This is a genomic window from Serratia sp. NA_13 (genome assembly GCF_052691735.1).
In genome coordinates this window covers 48460-62514 of the sequence record NZ_JBQZFV010000001.1, presented here as the reverse complement: position 1 = coordinate 62514, position 14055 = coordinate 48460, and the positions used below count along the sequence as shown (strand labels likewise).

The following is a 14055-nucleotide window of genomic DNA, read 5'->3' as shown; positions in this document are numbered from 1 at the left end:
TTATGAACGCGCTGAATAAGAAAACTTTGTTCACCTATTTCAAGGAAGGTGGTATTTACGTGGTGTTGCTGGTGCTGCTGGCAATTATTATTATCCAGGATCCGACTTTCCTCAGCTTAATGAACCTGAGCAACATTCTGACGCAGTCTTCGGTGCGCATTATTATTGCACTGGGTGTGGCCGGGCTGATTGTTACCCAGGGGACGGACCTGTCCGCAGGGCGTCAGGTGGGGTTGGCGGCAGTGATCGCTGCGACGTTGTTGCAGTCGATGGATAACGTCAACAAGGTGTTTCCGCATATGGAAACCTGGTCGATCCCACTGGTGATCCTGCTGGTGTGTGCCGTGGGCGCGGTGATTGGTCTGGTGAACGGTTTGATCATTGCCTATCTCAATGTGACGCCGTTTATTACCACGTTGGGTACCATGATCATCGTGTACGGCATTAACTCGCTGTATTACGATTCCGTCGGCGCATCGCCAGTGGCGGGGTTTGATCCCAAGTTTTCCTCCTTTGCTCAGGGGTTCCTGCGCTTTGGCGACTTTAAACTGTCGTACATTACCTTCTACGCCATCATTGCGATTATTTTTGTCTGGATCCTGTGGAATAAAACCCGCTTCGGCAAAAACATCTTCGCTATCGGTGGCAACCCTGAGGCCGCAAAGGTGTCCGGCGTGAACGTGCCGTTGAACCTGATCATGATTTATGCGCTGTCTGGTGTGTTCTATGCGTTTGGCGGTTTGCTGGAAGCGGGCCGTATCGGTAGTGCCACCAACAACCTCGGTTTTATGTATGAGTTAGATGCGATTGCTGCCTGCGTGGTCGGTGGGGTGTCCTTTGCCGGCGGGGTCGGTACGGTATTGGGCGTGGTGACCGGGGTGATCATCTTTACCGTCATCAACTACGGCCTGACTTACATCGGCGTTAACCCTTACTGGCAGTACATCATCAAGGGCGGCATTATTATCTTCGCCGTGGCGTTGGACTCCTTAAAATACGCCAAGAAAAAATAGGAATGTTTCAGACTGATGACAAACCTCATTCCTGCCCAGAGCGAGTAGAGGCCGATAAACAAAAATCCGGAAAATCAATTTATTGATTTTCGGCTGCTCACCACAAAGCAGGAAAAACCACGCTTTTTCCTGCTTTGTCAGCAACCTAAAACGGCCAGCAAATGCTGGCCGTTTTTGTTTCTATGGCGGGGCAGTTAAGGCTGTTTGGCCTTCTGTTTTTCTGCTTCCAGCTTGTGTTCCAGCTCGACCAATTGTTCCGGTGAGACCGCCGGATAGCCCTGGGCGTCCTCCGGTATGGTGTGCATGGCGGAGATCGGGATCAGCGGGCCGAGGAAGCGCGGTTCACGTTTGAGGATGTACAAATCGGTCAGCGCGCCAAGGCGGGCGAAGATCTCGCGTACACGCACCGTCATCATATCTTTGGGTGAGGGTACCGCGTAGCACTGCGCCTGGATCCCCATATGCAGCGCGATAAACAGCGCGCGTTCACAGTGGAATCTTTGGGTGATAATAATAAAGTCATTGGTGTCGAACACCTTGCGGGTACGTACGATCGAATCCAGAGTGCGGAATCCGGCGTAATCCAGCACGATATCACTGGGCGCCACGCCGGCGGCAATTAAATCGCGGCGCATGGTCATGGGTTCGTTGTAGCTTTGCTGGGCATTATCACCGCTCAGCAGCAGGTATTTTACTTTGCCGCTATTGTAGGCGTTGATCGCCCCCTGAATGCGGTAGCGGTAATATTGGTTGATCACGCCGGTACGGTAATATTTGGCAGTACCCAGTACTACGCCGACCTGGCGATGGGGCAGCCCTTGCAGTTCATCATAGACGAAAGGTGCAGTTTTCCAGCTGATCCAACGATCGAGCGTGATAGCCGAGAGCATCAGCAATGCAGCGATGACAAACAAGCCGATTATCAGGCGTTTCCACATGTTATTGCCTTACGCGCACCGTGGCCAAAAAAGATGGCTCAAGGCTACTTTACCTGACTACTTGAAGCAAGCTTGTCCCCCTTCTGGCACGCATTGCGCCGCATTTTTAGGCGTTTTCGGCCATAAAAAAAGTCCGGCGAGCCGGACTTTTTTATCTTGCTTGAGCGAATCAGAACGAGGTGCGCTTGTAGCTACGGTATTGCGGTCGCCAGAAGTTGTGTTCGATGGCTTTCGACAACGCTTCTTCAGAAGTGACTACCGCCATTCCCTGCAGTTGAGCCGCTTTACCCACTTCCATCGCGATGCACTTTGACACACCCTGAATATCGTCAATATCCGGTAACAGTGCGCCATACCCATCGGTGGCCAGCGGCGAACACTCGGCCAGTGCCCGGCTGGCGGCCATCAGCATCGCGTCCGTTACTCGGGTCGCGCCAGAGGCCAGCACACCCAGACCAATCCCCGGGAAGATATAGGAGTTGTTGCATTGGGCAATCGGGATCTGCTGTTCTTTATAATGTACCGGTGCAAACGGACTGCCAGTGGCGACCAGCGCAGCGCCTTCGGTCCAGTTGATGATGTCTTCCGGACGGGCTTCCACGCGTGAGGTTGGGTTGGACAGCGGCATCACGATCGGCCGTGAACAATGCTTGTGCATTTCGCGGATCAGTTCTTCGGTGAACAGACCAGGCTGGCCGGAAACGCCGATCAAAATGGTGGGTTTGGCATTACGCACTACGTCCAACAGCGAGATGGCATCGCTTTGGGTTTGCCATGCGGCCAGGCTTTCGCTTTTTTGCACCAGCTTGCTTTGGAAATCGAGCAGGTTAGGCAGTTTGTCAGTCAGCAGACCAAAACGGTCAACCATGAACACGCGGGCGCGCGCTTCGTCTTCGCTCAGACCTTCGGATTTCATCTGGGCAATAATTTGCTCGGCAATGCCGCAGCCGGCGGAACCGGCACCCAGGAAGGTCACGGTTTGGTCACGCAATTGGCTGCCCGCAGCGCGGCTGGCGGCAATCAGGCTACCCAGCGTGACCGCGGCAGTACCCTGAATATCGTCGTTAAAGCAGCAGATTTCGTCACGATAGCGGTTCAGCAACGGAGTCGCGTTGTTCTGAGCGAAATCCTCGAACTGCAACAGTACGTTCGGCCAGCGGCGTTTCACTGCCTGGATAAACTCTTCAACGAAAGCGTGGTATTCATCACCGGAAATGCGCGGATGACGCCAGCCCATATACAGCGGATCGTTCAGGCGCTGCGGGTTATTGGTACCCACATCCAGCACTACCGGCAGGGTATAGGCCGGGCTGATGCCACCGCAGGCGGTATACAGCGAAAGTTTACCGATAGGAATGCCCATGCCGCCGATACCCTGGTCGCCCAGGCCGAGAATACGTTCGCCGTCGGTGACAACGATCACTTTGACGTTTTGTTTGGTGGCGTTTTGCAGCATGTCGTCAATGCGATCGCGGTTCGGGTAGGAGATAAACAACCCGCGCGCCCGGCGGTAAATATCGGAGAAGTGCTCGCAGGCTTCACCCACCGTCGGCGTGTAGATGATCGGCATCATCTCACTCAGATGGGAGTCCAGCAGGCGGTAGAACAGGGTTTCGTTGGTGTCCTGAATGTTGCGCAGGTAAATGTGCTTATCGCTGTCGTTTTTGAAATCCTGATATTGGCGATAGGCGCGCTCAGCCTGTTCTTCAATGGTTTCCACCGCGTCGGGCAACAAGCCTTGCAGGTTGAAATGGTTGCGCTCTTCTTCAGTGAAGGCACTGCCTTTATTCAGCAGTGGGAATTCCAACAGGATCGGGCCGGCATAAGGGATGTAGAGAGGGCGTTTGCTTTCGTATTCAAGTTCCATGACTTTTGCTCTTCAACGTATCGGATAACTTTATAAGGGTGATCCTAAAAGATCGGCGAAATATGTACAGCAATTGTTATCGGATCATGAGGTAAATTGGCGTAATTATCGACGTTCAAATCCTAATTTAACTAAAGAAAGTGTTTTAAGACGTGAATGCCATTGTAATCAGCTGGCGGGGCTGTTAACAGCGGTGCCGGGCGGCACCGCCAGAGTCAGGATCAGAAAGTAATGCGGCTGACATTTTGGCAGCCCAGGGCAGCCAATGTGGCACGGGTAGCATCCCATTGGGTGAGGATGGCAGTTTCTGGCTCAGCTAGCACCGCACGTTTCACTTTTTGGCAGTCGCTGCCGGAAACATTCAGCAGAACCAGCGCGGCCTGCAAGGGTGGCAGGCTTGGGTTGAAGGCGGCGTTTTCCGCATACCGGCCAGTGTAAATCGTGCCGTCTTCAGCCTCCAGTGCGACGCCGCTGTGGGCGTTACTGTAGGGCGCGTGGCTCTGATTGGCGGCGGCCAGCGCTGCTTTTTCCAGTTCGTCCGTCAGCGCCAGTTGGAAACCATGGTCGACCCGATCCATCAACAGCGTGGTGATATCCAGATCCTTCGGGCCGAAGGCGTCCGGCAGATAATCGCCAAGCGTTGCCGGTTCACGGCCGGGCAGACGAATTTTCAGACTGACGCCGCTGTTCAGTTCGTTCATAAACTGACGGCAGTGGCCGCAAGGCGTGTAGTTAACGGTGATGGAGGCCAGGGCGGCTTCACCGCGCAGCCAGGCGTGGGTCACCGCACACTGTTCCGCATGAATGGTTTGTTGCATCGGGGCGCCGCTGAACTCCATATTGGCGCCAAAATACAAATTACCGCTCTGCCCACGGGCAATGGCACCGACATAAAATTGTGAGATTGGGGCTAACGAGCAGGCCGCCGCCAGTGGCAGCAGAGCGAATGCCAGAGCATCATCATCCAGCCCACAGCGCTGCTTGATCGCGTCCACTTGTTCCGCCTTGAGCATGGCCGGGAAATCAGGCACATCAATATAAGACTGCAAGGCGGTTTGCAAGGTGGCGGGCAGTTCGCCAAAAGCGGTTTGAAAACGCGGGTGCATAGAAACTCTCTCTACAGGTTAACGGGATAACATTCTAGGCAGCCTTTCGTGAATAAAGTGTGATTCAAGTCTCTTTATTGATGAAATCAATGCAATGAAAAGCATAATTGCGAGATGTATCGCAAGTTTTAACCGCTCTAACTGAACATATGCAGGAGTACCGGGAACAGGAAGGGGGCCAGCAGCGAGGTAATGATCCCGCAGATCACCAACGCCAAAGAACCGAATGCCCCTTCCTGATAGTCCATTTCCGCGCAACGAGCGGTGCCCAGTGCATGAGATGCGGTGCCCATGGCCAACCCCCGCGCTGAGCGAGTGGTGACTTTCAATAGTTTAAATAATGTATGCCCGAATACTGCGCCGAGAATACCGACGAAGATTACGCAGACGGCGCTGATTGCCGGAATGCCGCCGAGCGATTCCGCCACGGCCATGGCGATAGGGGTCGTAACCGATTTGGGCATAATGGAAGCGGCAATTTCCGGAGTTGCCCCCATCCATAAAGCGATGGCACCGCCGCTGATCATGGCCGTCATACTGCCGATAAAGCAGACGGCGATAATGGATTTCCAACGGGCGCGGATCTGGTGCAGTTGTTCATACAGCGGGTAGGCCAGCGCGACGACGGCGGGCTGTAATAAGTCATTGAGGATTTTGCTGCCCTGAAAATAGCGTTCATAGGGGATACCGGTCAGTAGCAGCAAGGGAATGATCACCGCCATCGAGACCAGCAGCGGGTTCAGGAGCGGCATGTTCAGCCACTGCGCCAGCTTGCGTGCGGCAAAGTAGACTGCCAGCGTTAACGGCAATGACCACCAGATTTCATGGATCATTTTTCACCCTCTGCGGTATCCGGTTTGCCGGCTATGCGACGTTCCCGGTGGAAATAATGCGAGGTATAACCCACCACCACCAGCACCATCAGGGTGCTGATAATACAGGAAACCACCAGCGGGCTGAGGTGATCGAGGATCTGGTCATAGTATTTCATTACGCCAACGCCGATGGGCACAAACAACAGCACCATATAGCGGATCAGCAGATGACAGCCGGGTTTGACCCACCTGGCCGGCATAATTTGCGTGGAGAGAAGGGCGAACAGCAGCAGCATGCCGATAATGCTGCCGGGAATGGCGATCGGCAGCAGCGCCGCGATGGCATTGCCGACGAATAAGCAAAGGTAGATAAGGACGACTGCCCTCAGATATTTCCAGCACAGAGTGAATAGCTTGGCCATAACTTAATCCCGTTTAACCGATGCATTCATCATACAATTAAGCTGTGACATCCGCCACAAATCACACCATGAATTCTCTCTATGGCTGTCATGCCTGTCAGGCAGGTTGACAGCCGTTAATTAAGCCCGGTGCGCCCTCATTTTGTACTGATGATGCCTGCACGGTATTGCTGCTTTTGTGCCAGGCGATGGCCGAGGAAAAAGAATAGCAGGCTGAACAATGCGGCAGCAATCAACATCACGAACATCATTTGCGGCGCGGCATAGCTGAGTATAAAACCACACAGCACAGGGTTGATGGCACCGCCCAGAGCACTGAGGTTTTGCACGCCGTAGTAACTGCCTTTCAGATGCTGTGGGGCGATAAAGTCGATAAACATGTACTCCACCGGGATCACGATAATCTCCCCAAGGGTAAATATCGCCATAGCTATGGCCCACAACCAGAGTGATTGCCCGGCCAGGCTAAAACCGATCAGCCCCAGAATGAAAAACACGGTGCCCAGCGTCAGCCAGCGCAGCATGTTTTCCTGCCGCATACCTCGGCTCAGTAAATACTGCAGCGCGATGACGATGCAGGCATTAACAATCATCACCGCCCCAATGACCTGATAGGCAAACTCGGCGTTGGAAACCAGAATCAGGTATTGCGACAAATAACCGGTGAACTGGCCGAATACCACCGCGCCAAGCGTGCTACCGAGAGTAAAATAAATCAGCCGCTGGTCGTTGCGCAGAATGGTCAGCGTTTGGCGGAAATTGGGGGGGGCAGAGGGCACGGCCTCAGTCGCTGTTGGCGGCGTAGTGCGTTGTCGGTGCAGGCTAAAACTCAACGCTGTCACTGTGAATAAAGCCAATCCGCCTGAAAGGTAAAAGGGTAACAATGGGTTTAGCCCTGCCACCATCACCCCCAGTGATGAGCCGACCGCCCAGCCAACGTTCACCAGCGTGTAGTTGATTGAAAAGGCTTTGATACGTTGCGCAACCGGTAGCCAGTCGGCAAAACAGGCCTTGATGGTGATGCCCAGTACCGAATAGGCGGTATGCAGGATAGCCAATACCACGATGATCCCACCCGGACGCGGGATCCACGGAATAGCGAAAAAACTTAGGGCGAACAGCAAAATGGCCGTCAGAATCAAGGTGTTTTTGTTGAACTTGTCGACCAGGTAACCGCCATACAGACTGGCGAAAATACCGATCATCAGGCTGATGCCCAAAATGATACCGACGCTCTTCGGCAGCAGGTGGAAATGTCCGGTGAGATAGATGGTAATGAACGGTAGCGTGACGCCACGCCCAATGGTCAATACCAGCGAGCTGGCTAGCAAGGTGTTGATCAGCGGTGGGAATCCCTTCATGTCAGACCTGTTTATACGTACGGTGATTAATTTGGTGTGGGTAACCGTAGGGGGCGAAGATATTTGGCCCGATTAACAGGGGCGCAGCTGTGGCGCCCCTATAATCTGCCTGAGTATATGCAGGATTTAAATTATTTTCCCGTTTTAGCCTGCAGCGTGGCGAACCAGGGCTGGATGAATGCGTCGCTGCTGCCCCAGCCCGGGATAATTTTGGCCAGGCCGGCGACATTGACCGGCCCCGGCTGGCTGACCAGCAGTGCCTGTGGAATAGCGGCGGCTTTAAATTCGTAGGTTGCCGGCGTCGGTTCCCCGGCAATTTTGTTCACCACCAGACGCAGGTTGATTGCACCGATCAGTTTCGTGTCCACCGCCACGCTGACTTTCCACGGGCTGTTGGCTTCGCGCATTAGCTGCAAATCCTGATTAGAGATGTCGATGCTGTACAGTTTGATCTCGGTACGGCCATTCTCTTTCAACGCCTTGTAGGCACCCTGACTAAAGGCATCCCAGGTGCCCCAAATCGCGTCGATCTTGCCTTTCGGAAATTTGGCCAGTACGGCGCCAACCTTGTTGGCGGTATCACCCTGTACGTCGGATGACACTGCGCCGATCGACTCCAGCTCGTGAATGCCAGGGTTCTGTTTCAGCAACTGTTGATAAGCGGCCTGGCGGCGTTCCATCGGCGGGAAACCGGCCACCCAGAGTTTGATGATATTGGCTTTGCCGTTGAAATCCTTGATCAACTGACCGAAAGACTCATTGGTCAGTGAAGTGTCATCCTGTTGTGAAACGGTGACGCCGGGGATAGTGCCGCTGATGTCGGTATCAAAGGCGGATACGGCAATGCCCGCCGCCGTAATGCGTTTGACCAGATCGGTGGAATAGGGCGCGCGGCCCTGCGAGAGAATAATGCCGTCATATTTCTGGCTGATGGCCTGATTCACGAAATCCTGAAAGCGTGCGTCGTCACCGTTGCTGAGGAAGGTATCCACCTTAAACCCCAGTTTGCGGCCTTCCTGGAGGGCGCCGGCCAGAAACTGAGTGGTGTTGTCATCGGAGCCCAGATTGCGGATCACCGCAATGCGAATGGGGCCCTGATGTTGAGCGATGGCGGTGGGTACCGGCGCAGGAGTTTCTGCGGCAAACAACGGCAGTGCGGTCAGCATGCCAATGGCCAGCAGCGGGGTCTTTAGGGTTTTCATTATTATTGGCTCCGAAAGCAGGTGAGAACTATCCCGGTAAGTGACTATTTATAGCAGTCTTTCCTTCTGGACGTCTACTTTAATGTCGGAGCATCGGAACCGAAATGATTCTCTTGGGAAGGGGCTGGAAGAGGTACTCAGGGAAATCAAATAAAAAGGGCCGAGCAAGCTCGACCCTTCAGACTGATGACAAACCTCATTCCTGACCAGAGCGAGTAGAGGCCGATAAATAAAAATCAGGAAAATCAATGTATTGATTTTCGGCTGCTCACCACAAAGCAGGAAAAACCATGCTTTTTCCTGCTTTGTCAGCAACCTAAAAGGGCCGAGCAAGTTCGACCCTTACGATCACGTGAGTGGATGTTATTTCACCTGCATCCCTGGCTGTGCGCCGCTGTCCGGGCTAAGCAGGAAGATTTCTTTTCCGCCCGGACCGGCAGCCATCACCATGCCTTCGGAGATACCGAAGCGCATTTTGCGCGGCGCAAGGTTGGCAACCATGATGGTCAGACGGCCTTCCAGCGCTTTTGGATCCGGATAAGCGGAACGAATACCGGAGAAGATCTGGCGCATTTCGCCACCCAGATCCAACTGCAGCTTCAACAGCTTGTCCGAACCTTCGACAAAGTCGGCGCTCTTGATTAGGGCAATACGCATATCAACCTTGGCGAAATCGTCAAAGGTGATGGTGTCCTGAATAGGATCGTCCGCCAGCGGCCTGCTGACCACTTTCGTTGCCGCCATGTCTTCTTTCGAGGCGCTAACCATTTCATTGACCTTATCCAGATCGATACGGTTGAACAGGGCTTTGAATGTATTAACCTGATGGCCCAGCAACGGCTGCGGGATACTGTCCCAGCTCAGCTCACAATTAAGGAAGGCTTCGGTACGTTCGGTCAGTGACGGCAGCACCGGCTTCAGGTAGGTCATCAGGACACGGAACAGGTTGATGCCCATTGAGCAAATGGCTTGTAAATCTACATCGCGGCCTTCCTGTTTAGCCACTACCCATGGCGCCTGCTCATCCACATAGCGGTTTGCCAGATCGGCCAGCGCCATGATTTCGCGGATTGCACGGCCCGACTCACGGCTGGCATAAGCTTCGGCGATACTTTGTGCCGCATCAACGAAGGTTTGGTACAGCGCCGGATCGGCCAGCTTGTCGGCCAGTTGCCCACCAAAACGCTTGCTGATAAAGCCGGCGTTGCGCGAAGCCAGGTTAACCACCTTGTTCACGATGTCGGCGTTTACCCGCTGCACAAAATCTTCCAGATTCAGGTCGATATCGTCAATGCGTGAAGACAGCTTGGCGGCGTAGTAGTAACGCAGGCAATCGGCATCCAGGTGTTGCAGATAGGTACCGGCCTTGATAAAGGTACCGCGAGACTTGGACATCTTGGCGCCGTTTACCGTTACGTAGCCATGCACGAACAGGTTGGTCGGCTTGCGGAAGTTACTGCCTTCCAGCATTGCCGGCCAGAACAGGCTGTGGAAATAAACGATGTCCTTGCCGATAAAGTGATACAGCTCGGTAGCGGAGTCCTTGTGCCAGAACTCGTCAAAGTCCAGATCGCCGCGCTTGTCGCACAGGTTTTTGAATGAACCCATGTAGCCGATTGGCGCATCCAGCCAGACGTAGAAGTATTTGCCTGGGGCATCCGGGATTTCAAAGCCGAAATACGGCGCATCGCGGGAGATATCCCACTGTTGCAGACCGGACTCAAACCACTCCTGCATCTTGTTAGCCACCTGCTCTTGCAGCGCGCCGGAACGGGTCCAGGCCTGCAGCATTTCGCTGAACGACGGCAGATCAAAGAAGAAGTGCTCGGAATCACGCAGTACCGGCGTCGCACCGGAAACCACGGATTTCGGATCGATCAGCTCGGTCGGGCTGTAGGTTTCGCCACAAACTTCGCAGTTATCGCCGTATTGATCCGGCGATTTGCATTTCGGGCAGGTGCCTTTGACGAAGCGGTCAGGCAGGAACATGCCTTTTTCCGGGTCGTACAGCTGAGAAATGGTGCGGTTCTTGATGAAACCGTTTTCTTTCAGGCGGCCGTAAATTAGGTTCGACAGCTCACGGTTCTCATCGCTATGGGTGGAATGATAGTTATCATAGCTGATGCCAAAACCGGCGAAATCCTGTTGGTGCTCTTGGCTCATTTCCGCAATCATTTCTTCCGGCTTGATGCCCAATTGCTGAGCTTTCAGCATGATCGGCGTGCCGTGCGCGTCGTCCGCGCAGATGAAATGAACCTCGTTGCCGCGCATTCGTTGGTAACGAACCCAGATGTCTGCCTGGATGTGTTCGAGCATGTGGCCGAGATGGATGGAACCATTTGCGTACGGCAGCGCGCACGTCACCAATAATTTTTTCGCGACTTGAGGCATAGTGAGAACTTGGTTTCTGTAATGAATAAAAAGGGTCTTTGATGTTACCCGATCGCGTCCGCCACGGCTAGGGCGGTTTCTTTATACAGACATGCGCCGACCGGCCTGCAGTTCTGATATGCTTAGCGGGAAGCTATCCATTCAAAATCAAGGAGCCGGGATGAGCACAAAATCCCCCGAGCAGACTAACCCCGAAATTCTGCGTGCCCTGGTGACCGGTGTACTGGCCGCCTTTGAACACCCGACGTTAAAGAATAATCTGACCGCGCTGAAGGCAATTCACCACTGCGCGTTGTTGGATCATGTGTTGCACATTGAACTGATTATGCCATTCGCCTGGCAGAGCGGTTTTGAGGTGCTGAAAGACAGCGTCAGTACAGAATTACTGCGCGTGACCGGTGCTGAGGCAATCGACTGGAAACTGAAGCACGATATTACCACTCTGAAACGCGCCAACAATCAGGCCGGTATCAAGGGGGTGCGTAATATCATCGCCATCAGTTCCGGCAAGGGCGGGGTGGGTAAATCCACCACGGCGGTTAACCTGGCGTTGGCGCTGGCTGCGGAAGGGGCCAAGGTCGGTATTCTGGATGCTGACATTTATGGCCCGTCGATCCCGAATATGCTGGGCACCGAGAACGAGCGTCCAACTTCGCCTGACGGGCAACACATGGCACCGATCCTGGCGCACGGTCTGGCAACCAACTCTATTGGTTATCTGGTGACCGACGATAATGCCATGGTGTGGCGCGGCCCGATGGCCAGCAAGGCGTTAATGCAATTGTTGCAGGATACCTTGTGGCCGGATTTGGACTATCTGGTGCTGGATATGCCACCGGGTACCGGTGATATTCAGTTGACGCTGTCGCAAAACATTCCGGTTACCGGAGCATTGGTGGTCACCACGCCGCAGGATATCGCGCTGCTTGATGCCGCCAAGGGCATTGTGATGTTTGAGAAGGTTCATGTGCCGGTTCTGGGCATAGTGGAAAATATGAGTGTGCATATTTGCAGCAACTGCGGACACCACGAACCCATTTTCGGTACCGGTGGGGCGGAAAAACTGGTGAAGAAATACCATAGCCGCCTGCTGGGGCAGTTGCCGCTGCATATTTCACTGCGCGAAGATTTGGATCGTGGCGAGCCGACGGTGATAAGCCGCCCGGACAGTGAATTTGCCGAGCTGTATCGCCAGTTGGCCGGTCGCGTTGCCGCGCAGATGTATTGGCAAGGTGAAGCTATTCCGACGGAAATCTCTTTCCGAGCCTTGTAACAGCGCCTTATTTAGAGCAAAACCCCAGACTGGCTCCGGGGTTTTGTTTATGGGAGCGTCAGATGTTTGTGCAGGTCCGCACGGGTATAAGGGCGTTCGATATGTGCCAGAGCGGTGGCAATATGTTCCAACAGGCCCTGCGTCGGTGCCGGTTGCCGGTTGCCCATCAGGGCGAGCGGTAAAGCCAATGCGCAGATGATCCGTAACCAGGAAAGCTGCGGACGTGGCTTGCCACGTTGTAACCACAGGAACAGCGAGCTGGCCAGATAACCCAACACTAATCCACTTGCCACTTCCGAAGGCGAATGCACCTGAATGGCCAGCCGCGATAGCCCGATAGTGAGGGGCAACACCAAACCTGCCACCAGCGCCATACTGCGCACCGCATGTGAAAAACGCCCGGTCAGCGTCCAGAGGAACACCGGCCAGATACTGGCTGCCAGCGCAGAGTGGCCACTAAAGCCGGTAAAGTCATAGCTTTCAATGCCAATGCCCCAGCCCATAAAGGCCAGTTTGGAGGCACATACCACGCCGCCGGCACCACCGAAAATCAGCGCCCATTGCCAACCTGCGGTTCGGGTGGCTGGTGGCACGACTAATACGATAAAGAGAATCAATGAGCACGGCAACAGCAACATACTGTCGCCAAAAAATGTCAGAAAATACCAGTCCAGCACGTCGGTCTCCGATGAAATAAGGCATCCCAATTGTCAGGATTATCATTAAGTCACCGAGTTTACCCCGGCATGCCCGATAGCCCTAGAAGCAATCATCTGAAAATCGTGGTAGACCAATCCGACGAAATAACCCGAGATAGCGGTCTGGCTGCGGCAATATAGGCTGGCGCTATGGCCGCTAACTCCCTATAATTGACGCGTTTTAGTTCCCCCCCTTCACACTACGAAATCAGGTCTTCAATTTTATGACTGACAAGCCGCATCAGTGCGTCATTATTGGTATAGCTGGCGCATCTGCCTCCGGAAAAAGCCTTATCGCCAGTACGTTGTATCGTGAACTTCGCGATCAGGTTGGCGATGAACATATCGGCGTTATTCCTGAAGACAGTTACTACAAAGACCAGACTCACTTGACCATGGAAGAAAGGGTCAAGACAAACTATGACCACCCAAGCGCCATGGACCACAACCTGCTGTTTCAGCATCTGCAAATGCTGAAATCAGGCAAGGCGATAGAGTTACCCTTGTACAGTTACACCGAGCACACGCGTAAGAAAGAGACCATTCATCTGGAACCGAAAAAGGTGATTATTCTTGAAGGGATCCTGCTGTTGACGGATATCCGTCTGCGTCAGGAAATGAATTTCTCGATCTTTGTTGATACGCCGCTGGATATTTGCCTGATGCGCCGTATGAAGCGAGATGTGAACGAGCGTGGCCGTTCGATGGATTCGGTAATGGCGCAATACCAGAAAACCGTCCGTCCGATGTTCCTGCAGTTTATCGATCCTTCCAAGCAATACGCCGACATTATCGTCCCACGCGGGGGGAAAAACCGCATTGCGATCGATATTCTGAAAGCCAAAATCAGCCAGTTCTTTGAATAATGCCGTTCAATGGCCGGAAAACCCGTGTTTCCGGCCGGCGGGCAACTATTTACACCGCGGCGTAGACCTTTCGCCCGTTGTGTGGCAATTTTTGTTTTAGTGA

The 14055-nt window shown here is 53.7% G+C and carries 12 protein-coding genes; 3 read left to right on the top strand and 9 right to left on the bottom strand.

What is annotated here, in order from left to right:
* Positions 1 to 2 precede the first annotated feature (2 nt).
* A complete protein-coding gene (gene mglC / locus ACUTSU_RS00235) occupies positions 3 to 1013 on the top strand; it encodes a galactose/methyl galactoside ABC transporter permease MglC (protein ID WP_445650059.1) in 1011 nt (336 codons plus the stop codon).
* A gap of 194 nt (positions 1014 to 1207) precedes the next feature.
* On the opposite strand, the gene sanA is transcribed toward mglC, so the two are convergent.
* The 8 genes from sanA to metG all read right to left on the bottom strand — a co-directional run bounded on the left by sanA (position 1208) and on the right by metG (position 11115).
* On the bottom strand, positions 1208 to 1951 hold the full coding sequence (gene sanA / locus ACUTSU_RS00230; RefSeq protein WP_445653601.1) for an outer membrane permeability protein SanA: 744 nt from the start codon (positions 1949 to 1951) through the stop codon (positions 1208 to 1210).
* A gap of 169 nt (positions 1952 to 2120) precedes the next feature.
* Entirely contained in the window at positions 2121 to 3818 is a 1698-nt protein-coding gene (locus ACUTSU_RS00225) for an NAD-dependent malic enzyme (protein ID WP_445650061.1), read from the bottom strand.
* A gap of 221 nt (positions 3819 to 4039) precedes the next feature.
* Positions 4040 to 4924: a cytidine deaminase gene (cdd, locus tag ACUTSU_RS00220; protein WP_445653600.1), complete on the bottom strand. Its 885-nt coding sequence runs from the start codon at positions 4922 to 4924 to the stop codon at positions 4040 to 4042.
* Between the two features lie 137 nt (positions 4925 to 5061).
* A complete protein-coding gene (locus ACUTSU_RS00215; RefSeq protein ID WP_445650063.1) occupies positions 5062 to 5757 on the bottom strand; it encodes a CidB/LrgB family autolysis modulator in 696 nt (231 codons plus the stop codon).
* A complete protein-coding gene (locus ACUTSU_RS00210) occupies positions 5754 to 6161 on the bottom strand; it encodes a CidA/LrgA family protein (protein WP_445650064.1) in 408 nt (135 codons plus the stop codon). Before ACUTSU_RS00210 ends, ACUTSU_RS00215 begins: the two co-directional genes overlap by 4 nt.
* A gap of 137 nt (positions 6162 to 6298) precedes the next feature.
* Positions 6299 to 7522, bottom strand: a complete 1224-nt coding sequence (locus tag ACUTSU_RS00205; RefSeq protein WP_445650065.1) for an MFS transporter — start codon at positions 7520 to 7522, stop codon at positions 6299 to 6301.
* A 131-nt stretch (positions 7523 to 7653) separates the two neighbouring features.
* Positions 7654 to 8724 (bottom strand): sugar ABC transporter substrate-binding protein, encoded by a 1071-nt coding sequence (locus ACUTSU_RS00200; protein ID WP_445653599.1) that lies wholly within the window; start codon positions 8722 to 8724, stop codon positions 7654 to 7656.
* Positions 8725 to 9087: 363 nt separating this feature from the next.
* Entirely contained in the window at positions 9088 to 11115 is a 2028-nt protein-coding gene (gene metG, locus ACUTSU_RS00195) for a methionine--tRNA ligase (protein WP_445653598.1), read from the bottom strand.
* Between the two features lie 160 nt (positions 11116 to 11275).
* On the opposite strand from metG, the gene apbC reads away from it, so the two are divergent.
* On the top strand, positions 11276 to 12388 hold the full coding sequence (gene apbC, locus ACUTSU_RS00190; protein WP_445650068.1) for an iron-sulfur cluster carrier protein ApbC: 1113 nt from the start codon (positions 11276 to 11278) through the stop codon (positions 12386 to 12388).
* Between the two features lie 47 nt (positions 12389 to 12435).
* On the opposite strand, the gene ACUTSU_RS00185 is transcribed toward apbC, so the two are convergent.
* Positions 12436 to 13065, bottom strand: coding sequence for a phosphatase PAP2 family protein (locus ACUTSU_RS00185; protein WP_445650069.1), 630 nt, complete (start codon positions 13063 to 13065; stop codon positions 12436 to 12438).
* Between the two features lie 245 nt (positions 13066 to 13310).
* Between ACUTSU_RS00185 and udk the strand changes: the two genes are divergently transcribed.
* Positions 13311 to 13952 carry a uridine kinase gene (gene udk, locus ACUTSU_RS00180; RefSeq protein ID WP_012006009.1) on the top strand — a complete coding sequence of 214 codons (642 nt, stop codon included), beginning with the start codon at positions 13311 to 13313 and terminating at the stop codon, positions 13950 to 13952.
* Positions 13953 to 14055: the final 103 nt, after the last annotated feature.